The following is a 17,088-nucleotide window of genomic DNA, read 5'->3' as shown; positions in this document are numbered from 1 at the left end:
TGTCGTCGGGGATGCGTCTTGGTGCTGACGGGGCGTCGTGCGGCTAGTGGGTCGAGTCGCCGAGGTAGGCGGCGATGACCGTGGGGTCGTTGAGGACCTGGGCGGGCGGGCCCGCGGCGATGACGCGGCCGAAGTCGAGCACGACGACCTGGTCGCAGGTGGCCCTGACCAGCTCGATGTCGTGTTCGACGAGCAGCAGCGAGGTGTCGAAGCGCTCGGGGATCTCGGAGAGGCGCTCGACCAGCAGCCGGGTCTCGTCGCTGGAGTGGCCCGCGGCGGGTTCGTCGAGGAGCAGGACCGGGGGGCGGCCGACGGCGAGGCCCGCGACCTCCAGCAGCCGCCGGGTGGCGACGTCGACGGCTTCCATCGGGGTGTCGGCCGGGGGGCAGGCGAAGAGCGCGAGCTGCTCGTCGATCTCCTTGGCGGTGAGCGTCTTGCCCGCCGCGACCTGCAGGAACATGCCCACGGAGATGGAGGTGGGCACGCGCAGTTGCTGGAAGGAGCGCCGCACGCCCGCCCTGGCCCGGTGGTGGGCGGCGAGGGCGTCGATGGGCTTGCCGCCGAGCAGGACCTGGCCGGTGTAGCGGTTGGTGAAGCCGGTGACGGTGTTGATGAGCGTCGACTTGCCCGCGCCGTTGGGGCCGACGAGGCCGACGATCTGGCCGCGCGGCAGCACCAGGCTGACGTCGTCGACGGCGACGAGGTTGCCGAAGGCCACCCGCAGGTTCTTGACCTCCAGGGCGGGTGCGCCCGCCCGGGTGACGCGGATGGGGCGCTTGCGCGGGAACACCGACACCGGGGGTGGTTCGAGCGGGGTCACCGGGTTCTTGGCGAGCCGCTTGCGGCGGCGCTGCACGCGCAGCAGGTCGGTCTGGCTCTGGCCCATGCGCAGCACCTGGATGGCTCCGAGGCCGAACAGCAGCGACGCGAGGTCCTGCGGGATGCCGATCTGGTCCATCAGCACCGGGACGAAGGCGCCCATCAGGCCGCCCGCGATGGCGCCCTCGGCGTTGTTGGTGCCGACGAACAGGGCGATGGCGAACAGCGCGACCGAGGCGAAGGAGGAGAAGTTGCCCGCGGTGACCACGCCGAGCTGCCCGGCCATCAGGCCGCCGCCGATGCCCGCGACGAAGGCGCTGAGGGCGAACGCGGCGAGCTTGCCCTGGGTGACGCTGATGCCGTGGGCGGCGGCGGCGCGCTCGGAGTGGCGGATCTCGACCAGGGCGCCGCCGAGGCGGGAGCGGTCGAGGAAGTGGAGGCCGACGAAGATGAGGGCGGCGACGGTGGCGGCGAAGACGAAGTAGGCCTGGTCGGTGTCGAACAGCTCGGGGCGCTCGACGAAGTCGGAGCTGCTCTGGCCGGGGAAGTTGAGGCCGCCGAAGACGACGTCGAGGGCGATGGCGAAGGCGAAGGTGCCGACGGCGAGGTTGACCCCGCGCAGCCGCAGCGCCGGGAGGCCGATGAGCAGGCCCGCGACGACGGCGGCGAGGCCGCCGAGCAGCAGCCACACGTACAGCCCGCCGGGGACGTCGTTGACGTTGGCCCAGCCCACGGTCCAGGCGCCGATGGCGGCGAAGGAGAGCTGACACAGGGAGATGACGCCCGCCCGGCCGGTGATCAGGCCGTAGCTCTGCATGAACACGACGGAGACCGCGGCGCTGGTCAGGTTGAACAGCGTGGAGGTGTCCGAGACGGCGGAGAGCACGACGACCACCACGGCGGCGACGGCCAGGGCCAGCGGCAGCGGCTTGCCCAGGGGCCCGGCGGCGGCCAGGAACCCGCCCTTGGGCCGGGTGTTGCGCACAGTGTCCACTTCGTGGGGCTCCAGTCGCCGGTGGGTGGTCTGGTGGTCGGGGGCCGTCAGACCCGGGTGTCACCGAGGTAGAGGGCGCGCAGCAGCGACTCGTCGCGCAGCAGGGCCTTGCCGTCACCGGCGTAGACCATCTCGCCCCTGGCCATGACGTAGGCGCGGTCGGCGATGCCCAGTGCGAGGGTGGCGAACTGCTCGACCAGCAGCACCCCGACGCCGCTGTCGGCGAGCAGGCGGACCGCGCGGGCCAGCCGCTCCACCACGATCGGCGCCAGGCCCAGCGACATCTCGTCGATCATCAGGACCTTTGGCCTGCCCAGCAGCGCGCGGCCGACCACCAGCATCTGCTGCTCGCCGCCGGAGAGCAGCCCGGCCGGGGCGGAGATCTGCTTGCGCAGCTCGGGGAACAGCTCGAGCACCTCGTCGACGGCGACGCCCGGCCCGCACGCGGCCCGCAGGTTGTCCTCAGTGGACATGTCGCGGAACACGGTGCGGTTCTGCTCGACGTGAGCGAGCCCGGCGCGCGCCCTGCGCCAGGCCCGCAGCTTCTCGATCCGCACACCCTCCAGGGTGATCTGGCCGCCCGTGGTCGGGATGGCCCCGGAGACCCCTTCGAGCAGGGTGGTCTTGCCCGCGCCGTTGACCCCGAGCAGCACGGTGACCGCGCCCCTGGCGACCGCGACCGTCGCGCCGCGCACGATCGGCAGGCCCGATCGCTCGACCGAGACGTCCGCGATGGACAGAACACTCACGGGGAAGCACCATCCTTGGGAAACGGGGGGTGGCGGTGTGGCGAACAGCCTGCGCCTGTGGGGTGGGCCACTGTGTCCGTAGAAATACCGAAATGCGGTGGGACCAGTGGACAACCGCGCCGCCACGGGGCCGAAACGGGCGTGACCCGCCCGGGAAAGTCCAGGGCGGGTCACGTTCTGGTCGCGATTCCGCCACAGTGGGTGGAGTCAACAACCGTATACGCAAGTTGCAGATCGGGCGTGGCGTTCCTCAGTGTCCGCAGTGGCACTGCCCGGGTGGGCAGTGCGAGCAGGACTTGGCGCCGTCGGGCAGGTCGAGCGCGGGGTTGCGGTCGCGGAAACCGTGCGGGCGCAGGGTGAACCCGCTGTAGTCGACCGGCATCACCGGCCAGTCCTCGGGCCTGGGCACGTGGGTGGGGCCGAACACGTGCCAGAGGACAAGGTCCTGGTTCTCCAGGTCGCGGTCGGCTTTGGTCCACGTCGGTAGACCTGACTGACCCGGGTGCTGGTTGGGGTAGTCGCCTGCGGGGTAGTTCTCCGCCTCGTCATGCTGGGTGACCCACAGGTGCTTGGTGGCGAAGGCGGCCCGCGCGGCCACGGTGGAGTCGGGTTGAGCGAGCAGGGTGGGGCCGGTGTGCGGCATGAGCTGGTAGGCGCGGGGCTTGCCGAGCCGGTTGGTGTTGTCGTCGTTGCGGATGACCCAGGTGCGGGCCTTGGTGGCGTCGGCGACCCGCTGCGCGCCGGACTCGCTGGCCAGGGTGGTGGTGGTCGTGGTGAAGGCGTTGCCGTAGGGGTTGTCGGGGCCGGTGGGGATGCCCACGACGTCGACCTCGTCGACGGTGTTGCGCTCGCCCGCGACCTCCATGTCCAGCCGGGCGCAGAACAGGTGCTGGTGCACCGGCGCCATCAGGCCGGGCGCGATCTCGGCGGCGTACGGGGAGGTGGTGCCGGGTTCGGCGGAGCCGCAGAACACGATGCCGGTGGCCTTGGCCTCGAGCTGGATGGTGCCGTCGAGGTAGAAGTACCAGAAGAAGCCGTAGTCGTAGTTGCCGATGGTGGCGAAGAACGACACGACGAGCCTGCGGGAGCGGCGGACCTCGGTGGCGCCGGTGAGGATGTTGGTGTGCTTCCAGAGGATCCCGTAGTCCTCCTCGTGCATGCAGATGGCCTGCGGGATGGTGACGGCGTTGGCGTGGTCGTCGGCGACGACGGCGTCGAAGTAGTGGATGACGCCGAGGCAGTCGCAGCCCAGCTTGAGGCTGTTGGCGTTCTTGCCCAGCAGGTACTCGCCCGCGTCGAAGTAGGAGATCCAGTAGCGCCAGGGGGCGGGGTCGCCGTAGGGGACGACCATCTCGGCCATGGACACCCGGTGCGCCACGGAGTCGCCGTCGAACTCGATGCGGTGCAGGGTGAGGCCCTCGCGGGCGTTGAAGCCGACGCGGAACCGCCAGCCCTCCCAGGTGACCTCGTTGCCGTCGACGGTGTAGCTGACGCCCTCGGGCTGGGTGATCTCGATGGGCTTGAGGGTGGTGCGCGCGGGCCCGACGTGCGCGGCGTCGAAGTTCCCGTGCTCAGCGGGCACGGGGACGTTCCCGCTGTCGTCGACGGAGATGACCTCGCCGGTGATCAGGTCCACCTTGGCGAGCAGGCCCTCGACGGGGTGCGCCCAGGGGCTGTCCTCCTCGAAGTCGCGCAGGAAGGTCAACGCCCGGAGAACCCGGCGCCCCTTCTCCTCGGGGTAGTCGAAGAACCCGGGCGAGAGCGGCGCGACGAACGCCAGCGAGAAGTCCTCGATCCCCCGGCGCCGCAGCGCGGCCTGCCACCGCTCGTCCGCGCGCACCAGGTCGGCGCTGCGGTCGTACTCCTCGAACAGCACCGCGGGCTGCCCCTCGCCCGCGGCCAGGTCCCGCCAGCTCAGCAGCTCACCCACGACGAGGTCGACCACCGCCTCACTGGCCACCCCGGTGGCGACGTCGAGCACGACGGCCTGCGCCCGCCTGCTGAACACCGCCCCCTCCCGGTACCCCCGGACCTCGGCCTTCGGCGGCTCCACCAACAACACACTGGGAAACCGCGTGGTCTCCCCGACCCGCCCCGCGGCGACCAACACCGCCCGCACCCGAGCGATCTCCTCACCACTCAACGGGTCAAGTGGATGCCGCACCTGAGCTCTCGTCGCAGTCATACCCCCGAGTATGACCCGCGCACCGCCCCCCAGCCCTAGCCAACCACCGCACACCCCTTGTCCCGCAGAGCACGCCCCCGCTCCGTCCGGTGCGCGCGCCGCTCAGCGCGCCCCGTGACGAAGTCCGCGGGCTGCGCAGTCGCGGTTCGAGGACAAGACCCTCACCCAGGGGCGACATCAGCCCAAGGGGGTGGACCACCTGAGTACTGTCGCACCAGGACAGACCTTCACCGCGACCTCGACGATGCGACCGTCAACGAGCCAGACGGTACGGGTGACCTGGGTGACGACGGTCGGTCCTGAGCCGGTCAGACCGAGTCTGGTCTTCTCGTCATCGGTTGCCTGCCTGGAGGTGACTTCCTCGAGCACTCGGTCTTGCCTGGCACCCAACCGTTGCGCGGCGAGTTCTCTCGATCCACCGGTGGAGGTCGGCTCAGCCAGTTCCGGAGTCGCCGCGACAACCTCGGCGAGGTAGTAGGAACTCGTCAGGTGCGCGGGCACACCGCCACGACTGACCACCCGCCTGCGGACGAAAACCTGGCTGCCCGGTTCGACTTCAAGTCGGGTCGCGACCGGCTCGTCAGCACTGACGGTACCGATCTCGACGATCTCGGACGACTCGTCGGCGGACAACGCGCGACCGGTCGCGGCCCAACCCCGCACCCTGGCGTCGATGGCACTCGCGGGATCGGCGACCACCGTCCCGCCCCCGGTGGTGGCCTTGGTCAACCCCTCGGCCTTGAGCACCTTGTAGGCCCGACCAGCCGTCTGCTGGGCGACGTCGAACTCGGCCATGACCTCCCGCAGCGTCGGCAGCCGCTGGCCGGGGGCCAACGCCCCGGACGCGATCCGATTGCGGAAGTGAGCCGCGATGTCCAGGTATCCCGCCATGTCGTCTTCTCACATCCCGTGGCTTTCGGTCGACCCGACCATGGTAGACCAAGTTAGACTTGCATCACTAGCGAGTGTAGTTCAAGCTACCTTTAGCTCACCTCTGGGTAGTACACATAGCCTCGTGAGCTACATTGATGTAGCTCAAATCGGCTTCTGACATGAGGTCGTGGTCCTGGCGAGGGATCCGGCAGGGGCCGATGGAGATCCGGCGCGGAGGGTGGACCACATGGCGGGAGATGCACCACGCGGTCGACCCACCGAACCACACCACATGACCGAGGATCAGCCATGACCGACAGCGTTATCGACCGGCCCGTCCCCGCCACGGCCCAGTTGCTCTACAACTACGACCACGCAACCACCACTTCCCTTGACATCGCCGCCTACACAGCGACCATCCAGCTCTCCGCGATCCGGGTCCACGGCATGCCAGACCTGATCTTCGACAGGCCCGAGCCCGACGAGGTCATCCACTGGGTGTCCATCGCTCCCGACGGCAACCTCACCCGGCACGAAACCCCCAGCCGCTACGCGTTCGACCCCACTCCCACCGAACACGCCGCCCCGGACACGCAATCGCGATGGATCCAGTGGCCCCTCATCGTCGCCCTCTACAGCGAAGCGCTCGACCCCAATGGCCGCTGCCGCGACACTCACGGCTACCGCCCCCAGGCCCTTACCTTCCACGACTTGGGCACTCTGCGCGGCGTCGTCGTCGAGGGCTGCAACGCGTGCCCGAGCACCCCGCAGCACCCCAATGCGGTGGCCGTTGAACTCGTCCGCGCCATGGGCGGGCCACTGCTCGACCTCACCGGAACCATCGCCTGGCTCGGCCAGTGGAACGACACCGAACCAGGCGGCCTCCATGGCTACGACACACTCGGCGACGAGGAAGTCGGCGTCCTGTCCGGCATGGCCCACGCACTCCGGCACCAGCACACCGGCGCTGCGCCAGGAAGGTCGACTCAGGCCGGGAGACGGTAGACCCGCGACGGCGCGGTCAGCCAGGACTGCTCGAAGGCAACGGTGTTCACCCGTCAACGCGACGTGAACGGTGCACCGCCCGGCCTTGGACCCACTGTCACACCCACCAGCAGCCTATTGCTTGCCGCAGCAGCCTGTCGTCATTCGAACGAGGATGGGCGTTGCGAGATCACCTAGGCGATAGAGGCGGAGACAGCGTCGGGTGGTCGTAGCGGCAACACCAATGGGGTTGCTCCTGCGGCGCGAGCTCGTGACCACAAGTCGTCGAAGGTCTTGGGTTTTCCCATGCGTTCCCATAGGCGGGTTTCGACTAGGGCTGCGTGGTGAGGTTTGCCGGGGCGGATGTCCGGGGTTGGGCCGCCGCCGTATAGCGAGGCGGTGGGGAGTCTTGATGCTAGTGCGTAGAGGCGTTCTCGGGCGCCGGGCGTTGTTGGGCCGTCTGTGAGAAAGGTGTAGGCGGGGGCCATTCTTGTGGCAGTTCGGACGCCGTTCGAGCGAGCCCAGCCGTGGTGTTTGCGGCCTAGGGCGAGTACTGCCAGGAAGCCTGGGAGTCGGGGCCATAGGGTCGGGTTGCGCAGGGCGAATCCCAGGTTCTGGCCTGTCCCGGCAGATGGGGCCGATGGTAGGGATGCGTTGCCGTCGCGCCAGCGGCGCACGACGTGGGCCAGTTCGCGGCCTTCGGGGAAGACGAGGAAGAACTCACCTGCGACGATGCGTTTCTGGAAGCGCGTCCGCGCCCAGGCGTCGTCCGCGACCACGTCGGGGAAGCGGTCGACGAGGGTGCGTCCGGCGGCGTTGATCGCGTAGCACCCCGCGCCGATGACGTCCCCGGTCACGGCGGGCAGCCGGGTCCAGACTGCCGCGAAACTGCGGGCCAGCCAACCCGATGGCCGGACCACCAGTGGTCGCGGGCCTACCAGCCGTGGCTCGGGCGCGTCCATCGCCGAGGCCATCTGCGCCAGCGTGCCCGGCAACAGAACCGTGTCCGCGTCCAGGAACACCACCGCCGTGTTGTCCCGGCACCGCGCCAGGCCTTCGTTGAGGGCGGCGGCTTTGCCCTCGCCCGCGACCTCGACGACGAAAGCCCCGGCTTCCCGTGCTCGCTCGGCCGTGTCGTCGGAGCAGCCGTTCGCAATGACGATCACGAGGACGTCCACCCCCTCGCTCCCGACGAACACCGAGCGCACGCAGGCACCCACCAGCGCTCCCTCGTCCCGCGCGGGAACGACCACGTCCACCCTCAGGCGCATCTGTCCACAACCCCCAGACTTGTCCACAGGCGAACTCGTCCCCCACCGATCGCCCCGCGACGCCCGCAAACTGATGCCATGACGCACACAGGACTCACTTCACCGACAACCGGTCCAGCACGGCCGCCGCGACGTGGACGCCGAGGAAGACGGCGGCTGCCGCTGGTCGGCGCAGCAGCGTGGCGGCCACGCCCCGGTGCCGGTTCGCGCCGTCGCCGTGGGCGAGGGACAGGTGGGTCAGTTCCTCGTTGCCGCGCTGGTAGCGGCGGCGGGCGCGCACCAACTCGCGGGGGCCGCGCGGGACGATCACCTCATAGGTGGCCGTCGTGACGACTGTGCGCTCGTGTGGGGCGAAGTGCCAGCGGACCCACTTGTCATCCGAGCGCACCGGGGCATAGGTGTCCCACCGGGTGCGACCCTGGGCCGAGACGGCGTAGGCGCCCATGGTTGCTGGGGATTGGCGGACATACGGAAGGGAGCGCCACGTGCGGTAGTACGCGCGGGACACGACGCTGTCGGTGGCGGCGATGCGCACAGCGGGGACGGCGAAGTGCAGGCCGGTTACCGGCGCGAGCGCGCGAGCAAGGGCGGTGAGGCTGTCAGGTGAGAGGACCGCGTCTTGATCCAGGTAGAGACGCGCGCCCTCGGGGAGCACAGCCTCGGCCGCGTTGATCGCGGGCACGCGACCGGGAGGTGACGTCAGCACCACGCACCGGGCACCCGCCTCGCGCAGCACCGGCGCGAGGCGGTGGGCGGCGCGCAGGGTGCGCGGGTCACCGTCGTTGACGGTGAGGGCGACGTGCAGGTCGCCGGTGAAGTCCTGGGCGGCCAGGGAGTGGATGGCACGGTGCAGCACGTCCGCGCCCCGGTACACCGGGATCACCACGCCGAACGCGGGGCGCACCCGGATCGGCCCGGGGGCGAGCTCGGGCCACCGGGCGGCCAGGCGCTCGCCGGACATGGCCATGTTCGCCGGGCGGTCGACGCCGCCGGGCAGATCGCGACGGGAGATGGACCGCAACCTGGGCGGGACACCGAGTCCGTCGGCGATCCGCAGGACGAGGTCGCGTGGGGTCAGCACCTCCGGCCCGGCGACGTGCACGAGGCCGCGCACCCGCCGCTCCCCCAACCCGACGACGATCCGCGCGGCGTCGGCAAGGGAGACCGGCGTGCGGTACTCGTCGGTGCACACCGGCACCTCTTGCCCGGCGCGCAGTGCCGCCGCGACCCGGGTCCAGGTGGTGCGCCTGGGGCACAACGGGTCGCCGTGGAGCAGGGAGAGGCGGGCGACCGTGCCCACGTCCGCCGCCAGGACCGCCCGCTCCCCGGCGAGCTTGGTCCAGGCGTAGGCGGTGCGCTCCACCGGCACGTCGTCCTCCCGGTACCTGCGCCGGGCCGAACCCGCCCAGATGAAGTCGCTGGACGGGTAGAACAGCCACGCGTTCTCGTCGCGCGCGTACCGGGCCAACCGCTCGGTCACGCCGACGTTGAGCGCCCACCCCGCTGCGGGGTCGGCCGCCACCGCACCGGGCGCCGACACCGCGGCCAGGTGGACCACGTGGGTCGGGCGGTAGCGGCGCAGCACGGCGTCGAGATCACCGGCCCGGCGCAGGTCCATGGGGAGCACAGTCCCGTGTCCCCCAGGGCATCCGCGCCGCCCGATGCCCAGCACGGCGGCTCCCCGCCGGGCGAGCAGGTCGGTCACGTGCCCGCCCAGCTGCCCGCACGCCCCAGTGACCAACCACCGCCCCCACACCGAAGCGCCACCGACAACCCCGAAACCCGCCACGTCCATCCCCCTGTGCCGCACCACCACGACAACCCAACCCCGCCAACAAACCCCGACCAGCCCACGCACCACTCACGCGCCCAACACCCCTGGCCGCACCATCCCCCTCACCCGCCCAACCAAACCGCCCACCCACCAACACAACCCACGCCGCTCACACCACCCGCCCAACCACCACGACTCACCCCGCCCACCCGCAACACGATCCGCCCAACCAGCAGCGCTCACGCAATCACCGCCACCCGACCGAGCAACGCCACTCGTCCGACCGATACGGCCGCCGGGCAACGTCGTCCGCCGGGCCGCCGGGACGTGCTTGACCAACACCCCTTGCTTGAGCAGCACCGCTCGCCTGACCGATGTCGTCCGTTCGACCGAAGGGGCTCGCTTGGCCGGTGCCCTTGCCCGACCGATACCGAAAGCCGCCTCGCCGGGGTGCCACCGATACGAGCCAGAGGAGGAGGAACACAGTGACGCGTCGACCGCCTGACCCGCCCGCGCGGCGATGTCCGCATGGGTCGACACGCGGCTCGTCCCGCCCGCCGTAGGTGTGCTCGCGGTACCGCTGACGGCCGCGGGTCCGCGTGCCGTTAGAGACAGGCCCTCAGGAGTGTGGCGGTTTAGGCCGTCGAACAGGGCTTCGGAGGGGGCCGGGTGGCGCAAGCGCGTTGGCGCTGAAGGGGTGTAGGGGTTCGGCCGCGCGCGGGCGGTGGGTGGGGTTGGCGCCGGGCACCCACAAGCGCGCGCTAGTGGTGTGGTGCGGCCGTGGCCGCGGGTGGCTCGTGTGGGCACAGTGCGGCTCCCCCCGGAACGGTCCCGTCGTGAAGATCGTGCGGGTGGGGGGTGGCGATACTGCGCCGATCGGGTCGATCTTGCTGCAACCGGTCACGGGGTGTGGGTATTCCGGGGTTCCCACATCCCGGAATGCGCCTGACCGGGCGGTAGCGTCGTGGGCGGCCCAGCCGATCGAGGAAGGGGAGCCATGTCTGTCCCTCTGTCTATTTTGGACTTGGCGCCGGTCGCGTCGGGGCGTGGGCCCGCGGATGCGCTGCGGGAGACCGTCGAGCTCGCGCAGCGGGCGGAGCAGTTCGGGTACCGGCGGTTCTGGGTGGCCGAGCACCACTTCGCCTCGGGGGTGGCGTCGTCGTCGCCCGCGGTGCTCAGCGCGATCATCGCGGGGGCCACCAGCACGATCCGGGTCGGGTCCGGCGCGGTCCTGCTCGGGTACTACACGCCGGTGTCGGTGGCCGAACAGTTCGGCACCGTCGCGCTGGCGCACCCGGGGCGGGTCGACCTCGGCCTCGGCCGGTCCGGGCTGGTGCGCGCCAAGGACCTGGCCAAGCTGTTCGGGTCGACGACCGCGCCGCAGGTGCCCTCGCGCGACGTCGACGGGCTGGTGATCCCCGGCAGGCCCAAGGGGGCGCTGGACCGGCCCGAGGTGCAGCGGCGGTTCGAGGCGAGCCACCGGCTGCTCGGCGCGCGGGAGGACGAGGTCGACTACGGGGTCCAGGTGCGCCAGATCCTGGCGTTCCTCACCACCGGGCACACCGACGACGACGGCCACCTGTTCCAGGCGCCGTCCGCGCAGGGCACCGACACGCAGCTGTGGGTGCTCGGCTCCAGCGCGGGCCCCAGCGCGAAGGCCGCGGGCGAACTGGGGTTGCCGTTCACCGCGAACTACCACGTGAGCCCGTCGTCGGTGCTGGAGGCGGTGGCGGCCTACCGGGAGGCGTTCGTGCCGTCGGCGGCGTTCCCCGAGCCGTACGTGATGGTCTCCGCCGACGTGGTGGTCGCCGAGGACACCGCCACGGCGCGGGAGCTGGCCCGGCCCTACGGGCAGTGGGTGCTCAGCATCCGCTCGGGCGAGGGCGCGATCCCGTTCCCGACCGCCGAGGAGGCCGCGGCCTTCGAGTGGACCGACCAGCTGCGCTCGCTGGTCGCCGACCGCATCGAGACCCAGTTCGTCGGCACCCCCGGCGAGGTGGCGGAGAAGCTGGACACGCTGCGCCGGGTCACCGGGGCGAACGAGCTGATGGTCACCACCATCACCCACGAGCACGCGGCCAGGGTCAGGTCCTTCGAGCTGCTCGCCAAGGAGTGGATCAGCTAGGTCCTCTGTAGAGACAGCAGCGGGGCGGGACCACATGGGTCCCGCCCCGCTCTATTCAGTTGTCAGAGCACGTGATCAGCTGGTCTGCAGCGCCACATCGTCGATGAGGAAGCTGGTCTGCAGGCTCGCGTCCTCGACACCGTTGAACTTCACGGTGACCGACTGGCCCGCGAACTGACCCACGTTGATGGTCCGCTGCACGTAGGAGCCGCCCGCGTCCACGTTCGAGTAGCTGGCGACCGTGGTGCCACCGACGGTGACGGTCAGCTTGTCGTACTGGACGTTCTCGGTCTCCGCGGTGGTGATGCGCAGCCAGTAGGTCAGCGTGGAGTTGGAGCAGCCCGCCGGGATGGTGACGGTCTGCGCCGCGCTGTCGGTCCGGGTGGAGCCCCAGCCGTTCAGCCACGCCTTGTACGAGCCACCGTGCGGGGCCTCCTGCGCCGAGTTGTCGACGACACCGGAGGTGGTGGTCCACGGGGTGGTGCCGGACTCGAAGCCACCGTTGGCGATGACGTTCGAGCCGGTGCAGTTGCCCGGGTTGGTGTTGCCGACGGTCAGGTTGTACGTCGCCGAACGGGTCGCGCTACCCACACCGGAGATGGTGATCTGGTAGTTGCCCGCCGCCGCCGAGGAGCTGACGTTGATGGTCGCCGTGGACGACGAACCGGTCTGCACCGAGGACGGGCTGAAGGCGACGGTGACGCCCGAGGGGGCACCGGTGGCCGACAGGGTGACGTTCTGCGCCGAGCCAGAGGTGGTCTGGGTCGACACCGTGGTGGTGGCCGAGCCGCCCTGCTGGACGGTGCCCGAGGTCGGGTTCAACGACACCGAGAAGTCGTTGGTCGGCGTGGTGGTGCCCACGGCCTGCTTCCAGATCGTGTACGCGACACCGTCAGCGCTGCGGTCGAGAGCCGTGGCGTTGATGTTGCTCGTGGTGTCGCAGGAGCTGTGGTAGCAGGAGTCGTAGGCGGCGTTCGCGGTGCCGCCCCACTTGGTGGCCTCAGCGGAGGTCTTGCGCGCCGAGGCACCGGTGGCGTAGCCCGAGGAGGGGATGCCCGCGTTCTGGAACGAGTAGTCGTCCGAGCGGCCCGCACCCTCGACGTTCTCCTGCGGGGACAGGTTCAGCGAGTCCCAGTAGGCCTTGAGCGGCGCGGCGGCGGTGGTGTTGATGTTGTTGATGAAGTAGCCGCCGTTGCGGGAGGCCACCATGTCGAAGTTGTAGTACGCCTTGATCTGCGACCGGGCGGTCGAGCTCAGCTGGTTGACGTAGAACTTCGAGCCGTTGAGGCCCTGCTCCTCGTCGGTCCACCAGGCGAACCGGACGTGCTTGAGCATGGTCGGGTTCTTGGCGGCGAGCTGCAGCGCGTTCTCCAGCAGCGTGGCCGAGCCCGAGCCGTTGTCGTTGATGCCGGGGCCCGCGGAGACGCTGTCCAGGTGCGCACCGAACATGATCGTCTGGGCGGTGTCGCCACCGGGCCAGTCGGCGATCAGGTTGTTCGACACGTAGGTGCAGCTGGTGCAGCTCTGCTCGGCGACGGTGAAGCCCGCCTGCTGCAGCTTGCCCTTGACGTAGGCGACGGACTGGGTGTAGCCGGAGCTACCCGCGCGGCGGTTGCCGCCCGCGTTCGTCGCGATGGTGTTGAGCTGGGTCAGGTGACCCTGGACAGCGGCCACGTCGATGTTCGGCGCGGTCGGGTCCGGGTTGCCGCCACCGGTGACGGTCAGCGAGTAGGTCGCGGTGTGGCTGGTGGCGCCCGCCGCGGTCACGGTGATCGTGTAGGTGCCGTTGGCCACCGAGGAACCGACAGCGACGGTCGCGGTGGAGGAGGAGCCGGTCTGCACCGAGGTCGGCGAGAACGACACGGTCACGCCCGAGGGCTGACCCGAGGCGGAGAGGGAGACGTTCTGCGCCGAGCCCGAGGTGGTCTGGGTCGCGACGGAGAAGGTGCCCGAGTTGCCCTTGGCGATGGAGCCCGAGGACGGGTTCAGCGAGACGCTGAACTCGTTGCCCGGGGTGCCGGTGCAGGTGGGCTCACCGGACTGCGCGGGCAGCGTGATGGCGTCCCACGCGGACTTGGTCTTGTTGAACAGGTTGCAGGTCGAGTCCAGGTTCTTGGCCGCGGTCAGGGTCGCGACGCGGTACTTCTTGTAGGTCATGCCGCTGGTCTTGAGCAGCATGCCGCCGTAGAAGACGCGACCGGCGTCCTTGATGCCGATGCCGGTGATCGAGGACGGACCACCCGAGCAGATCGGGCTGGTGGGCTTGCCGCCGCCGGGGTTGTTGCCCTCGGCGAGCAGGTAGAACCAGTGGTTGAGCGGGCCCGCAGCCGCGTGGACCTCGGTGTTGGGGATCGAGGCGCTATAGCAGTTGGGGTTGTTGCTCACCAGGGACGGGTTGTACATGTTGCGGATCGGACCGTTGCCGACGAGGTTGATCGTCTCGCCGACGAGGTAGTCCGGGACGTCCTTGGCGTTGTTGGCGTACGCCTCGGTCAGGGCGCCGAAGATGTCACCGGTGCCCTCGCCCAGGCCCGCCTCGGAGGAGGTGCCACCCGGGGTGTTCTGGTCGAGGCCGTGGCCGTACTCGTGGCCGACGACGTCCATCGAGGCGATCCACTTGTTGGCCGAGTTGCGGCCGATGGTGATCTGGGAGCCGTCCCAGTAGGCGTTCTGCTCGTTCAGACCGACCTTGGCGGGCCAGCTGCGGCCGGAGCCGTTGTGGCTGGTGCGGCCGAGCCAGTCGCGGAGCATGTTCCACTCCTGCTGGGCGGCGTACATGAGCTCGCCACAGCCGGTCTCCTTGCTCGTCTCCGAGCCGGTGCCCCAGGAGTCCGAGGACTTCGAGAAGACGGTGCCCCCGCTGTAGTCCGCGCACTGCAGACCCGGGCGGTTCGGGTCCACGAGGCGGTAGGTGCCACCGGAGTTCGTGGTGTCGATGTTGACGTTGCCGTTCCACTCACCGTTGACGGTGCCGTGGGCGGCGTCCTCGACCTTGTCCAGAACAGCGCCGGTGTTGGCGTCGACCCAGACGTTGAGGTGGCTGGGGCCGCCGTCCTTGGCGGTGCCGATGAGCAGGTGCTCCCACGCCAGGGCGGGAACGTCGTTGGTGACCTTGACGACCAGCCGCGAGGACTCGACCTTGGTGGTCTTGCCCTGCAGGCCGCGCGAGGTCTGCTCGGCGGCGGCCTTGGTGACCCGGGCGGAGGTGGAGGGGACGGCCACCTTCGCCTTGGTCGCGGCCACGGACGCCTTGACGCGACCCTCGCCGTCGGCGAGGACGGTGGCGTCGCCGCCGACGACCGGCAGGCCGCGGTAGCTGCGCTGGTAGCTGATCGAGTAGAGGTCGTTGACGTACGGGGTGACCAGGTCACGCGAGTACGCCTCGTCCGGGCCCTTGGCGAGGGAGTCCAGGCCGCTGCTGGCCGCGCGATCGGCGGCGGAGACGGCGAGCGCCTGGCGGTCCTGGGCTTGGGCTTGCTCCTGGCTGGCGAACACCGGGCTGACGGTCAACGCGACCGCCGTCCCAGCGAAGACAGCCAGGGCTACCCCGGCTGTCATCGTTCTGCGCTTCATCGAGTGCTCCTTGTGGGCAGGGTTGTGCGCGGCGCGGCCGGCTCCGGCCTCGTGGGCAGAGCACCGCCGGGTGGAACGCGGACGTCACCGAGCGCAGCGAAGCATTCAGATATCGCCATGTGACAGTCAATGGAATCCACAGTGGGAACGCCTGATTGTCAAAACCCGGCAAATTCGTGCACACGGCCCCCGTACGACGATTTCACCAAAAGGCCTGGTGAATGCCGAGTGTGCATTGTCCGATTTGCGAAAAGATGAATTTCGTTATGGCCGGATCGTATGGCCCCCGGGTCCGGGTACCCGGTCGGCGAACTCGCGCACCGCGGCGACCGCGCCCCAGCGCCGCCCCAGCCGGGCGCGCAGACCGGCCAGTTCCGCGGTGATGGTGGCCCGGCCCGCGGCCTCGGCCTCCACCCGGACGCCCTCGGCGATGGCCACCGCCGCGTCCGGTTCGCCCGAGCAGGCGTACGCGTCGGCCAACCGCACCGAGAGCAGCAGCGCGGCTGGCCGCATCCGCTCCGGGACCAGGGCGACGGACTGGCTGGTCACCACCACCGCCTGCCTGGCCAGCGCCCGGTCGCCGGTGACCGCGGCCAGGTCGCGCAGTGCCGCCCCCGCGGCCGCGTCGACCCGCAATCGTCCCTGGTCACCGCCGATCCAGGGGGCCTCTAAGTGATCGCGTTCATCAAGCCTGCCGTACGCCGACTCGGCCGCCGCGACCGCGCGCAGCGCCTCGGCGTCGTCGCCCGCCGCCGCGTGTCCCCTGGCCAGGGCCATGGTGGCCAGCACCGCCGTCCACGAGCGGGTGGGGTCGGCCGCCGCCATGGCCCGCGCGCAGGCCAGGGCCGTGTCGGCGTCGCCGTCGAGCCTGGCCAGGGTGCTGACCTCGGATAACAGCCGGACCCGGGCGCCGACGTCGCCGATCAGGTCGGCGCGGGCGAGGCCGTGGCCGAACCAGGCCATGCTCAGCGTCGTCTGGCCGCGGTGCATGCGCAGCCTGCCCGCGATGGCGGCGTAGTTCGCGGCCAACCGCTGGTGGGCGGGGTGCGCGTCCTCCGCCACGTCGCCGAGGCGGGTCAACGCGTGCAACAGCCACTCGACCGCGGGTAAGACGGTCGCGGACTCGCTCTCCAGGCTCAGCCGGGAGTACTCGACCAGCAGCGCGGTGAGCACGTGGGTGAGGTCCGGTTCGAGCCCCCTGGGCGGCGTCCTGCCTGGTCCGAGCAGTGCGAGCAGGTCACGGGCGGTCTCGAGGTCGGGCACGGCGCAGCCGACGTGGCCGTGCAGCGGGCAGCCGATACCGTCCTCGGGCAGGGTCGCGGGCCAGAACCGCACCGCGACCGGCACCGGCCGCACCCCCGCCCCCGGGAGCAGGGACAGCAGGGTGCGCTGCGGGGAGTCGGGTTCCCTGGCCGGTTCGCGGCACAGCGCGACCAGCTCGCCGTCGGCGCCGAGGATCGAGTCGAGGCATTCGACCAGGCCCGCGGGGGGTACGCGGACGCCGCTCTCGAGCTTGGAGATGAGGCTGTGGTGGTAGCCGACCCGCAGACCCAGCTGGGCTTGCGTGAGCCCGGCCCGCCTGCGCCACTCCCGCATCCGGCGGCCGAACTCCGGCCAGTGCGCGGACTGCCCGCTCGCGTGGCCAGCCATGCCGCCTCCCGCTCGCCCGGCCCGCACGGGCCGTGGAAAGCGGGGAGCGTAGCACCGGCCCAGGTAATGCGGTGTGGCCTGCGGCACACTC

Annotated in this window: 10 protein-coding genes; 2 read left to right on the top strand and 8 right to left on the bottom strand. The window is 70.5% G+C overall.

The window, feature by feature from the left end:
- Positions 1-43 precede the first annotated feature (43 nt).
- The 4 genes from LV79_RS30365 to LV79_RS30350 all read right to left on the bottom strand — a co-directional run bounded on the left by LV79_RS30365 (position 44) and on the right by LV79_RS30350 (position 5,638).
- Entirely contained in the window at positions 44-1,813 is a 1,770-nt protein-coding gene (locus tag LV79_RS30365) for a branched-chain amino acid ABC transporter ATP-binding protein/permease (protein WP_253841718.1), read from the bottom strand.
- Between the two features lie 47 nt (positions 1,814-1,860).
- A complete protein-coding gene (locus LV79_RS30360) occupies positions 1,861-2,562 on the bottom strand; it encodes an ABC transporter ATP-binding protein (protein ID WP_253841717.1) in 702 nt (233 codons plus the stop codon).
- 250 nt (positions 2,563-2,812) lie between these two features.
- Positions 2,813-4,747: a primary-amine oxidase gene (locus LV79_RS30355; RefSeq protein WP_253841716.1), complete on the bottom strand. Its 1,935-nt coding sequence runs from the start codon at positions 4,745-4,747 to the stop codon at positions 2,813-2,815.
- Positions 4,748-4,924: 177 nt separating this feature from the next.
- Positions 4,925-5,638 carry a GntR family transcriptional regulator gene (locus tag LV79_RS30350; RefSeq protein WP_253841715.1) on the bottom strand — a complete coding sequence of 238 codons (714 nt, stop codon included), beginning with the start codon at positions 5,636-5,638 and terminating at the stop codon, positions 4,925-4,927.
- Positions 5,639-5,929: 291 nt separating this feature from the next.
- On the opposite strand from LV79_RS30350, the gene LV79_RS30345 reads away from it, so the two are divergent.
- On the top strand, positions 5,930-6,625 hold the full coding sequence (locus LV79_RS30345) for a hypothetical protein (protein WP_253841714.1): 696 nt from the start codon (positions 5,930-5,932) through the stop codon (positions 6,623-6,625).
- Positions 6,626-6,798: 173 nt separating this feature from the next.
- On the opposite strand, the gene LV79_RS30340 is transcribed toward LV79_RS30345, so the two are convergent.
- Both LV79_RS30340 and LV79_RS30335 read right to left on the bottom strand, forming a co-directional pair.
- Positions 6,799-7,875, bottom strand: coding sequence for a glycosyltransferase family 2 protein (locus LV79_RS30340; RefSeq protein WP_253841713.1), 1,077 nt, complete (start codon positions 7,873-7,875; stop codon positions 6,799-6,801).
- Positions 7,876-7,969: 94 nt separating this feature from the next.
- Entirely contained in the window at positions 7,970-9,670 is a 1,701-nt protein-coding gene (locus LV79_RS30335) for a sugar nucleotide-binding protein (RefSeq protein ID WP_253841712.1), read from the bottom strand.
- A gap of 976 nt (positions 9,671-10,646) precedes the next feature.
- Here LV79_RS30335 and LV79_RS30330 point away from each other — a divergent pair.
- Positions 10,647-11,774 carry an LLM class flavin-dependent oxidoreductase gene (locus tag LV79_RS30330; protein ID WP_253841711.1) on the top strand — a complete coding sequence of 376 codons (1,128 nt, stop codon included), beginning with the start codon at positions 10,647-10,649 and terminating at the stop codon, positions 11,772-11,774.
- Between the two features lie 75 nt (positions 11,775-11,849).
- Here LV79_RS30330 and LV79_RS30325 read toward each other — a convergent pair whose 3' ends face one another.
- A complete protein-coding gene (locus LV79_RS30325) occupies positions 11,850-15,347 on the bottom strand; it encodes a M28 family peptidase (RefSeq protein ID WP_253841710.1) in 3,498 nt (1,165 codons plus the stop codon).
- A gap of 264 nt (positions 15,348-15,611) precedes the next feature.
- A complete protein-coding gene (locus LV79_RS30320) occupies positions 15,612-16,997 on the bottom strand; it encodes a helix-turn-helix domain-containing protein (RefSeq protein ID WP_253841709.1) in 1,386 nt (461 codons plus the stop codon).
- Positions 16,998-17,088 lie beyond the last annotated feature (91 nt).

It is taken from the genome of Actinokineospora globicatena (genome assembly GCF_024171945.1).
GTDB lineage: Bacteria > Actinomycetota > Actinomycetes > Mycobacteriales > Pseudonocardiaceae > Actinokineospora > Actinokineospora globicatena.
The sequence above is the reverse complement of the archived record's forward strand: the minus strand, read 5'-3'. Positions and strand labels throughout refer to the sequence as shown.

Bases quoted from the DNA above. Each gene is read 5' to 3' on its own strand.
- LV79_RS30325 (WP_253841710.1), bottom strand. From the start codon at position 15,347: ATGAAGCGCAGAACGATGACAGCCGGGGTAGCCCTGGCTGTCTTCGCT.
- LV79_RS30340 (WP_253841713.1), bottom strand. From the start codon at position 7,875: ATGCGCCTGAGGGTGGACGTGGTCGTTCCCGCGCGGGACGAGGGAGCG.
- LV79_RS30350 (WP_253841715.1), bottom strand. From the start codon at position 5,638: ATGGCGGGATACCTGGACATCGCGGCTCACTTCCGCAATCGGATCGCG.
- LV79_RS30345 (WP_253841714.1), top strand. From the start codon at position 5,930: ATGACCGACAGCGTTATCGACCGGCCCGTCCCCGCCACGGCCCAGTTG.
- LV79_RS30330 (WP_253841711.1), top strand. From the start codon at position 10,647: ATGTCTGTCCCTCTGTCTATTTTGGACTTGGCGCCGGTCGCGTCGGGG.
- LV79_RS30335 (WP_253841712.1), bottom strand. From the start codon at position 9,670: ATGGACGTGGCGGGTTTCGGGGTTGTCGGTGGCGCTTCGGTGTGGGGG.
- LV79_RS30320 (WP_253841709.1), bottom strand. From the start codon at position 16,997: ATGGCTGGCCACGCGAGCGGGCAGTCCGCGCACTGGCCGGAGTTCGGC.
- LV79_RS30355 (WP_253841716.1), bottom strand. From the start codon at position 4,747: ATGACTGCGACGAGAGCTCAGGTGCGGCATCCACTTGACCCGTTGAGT.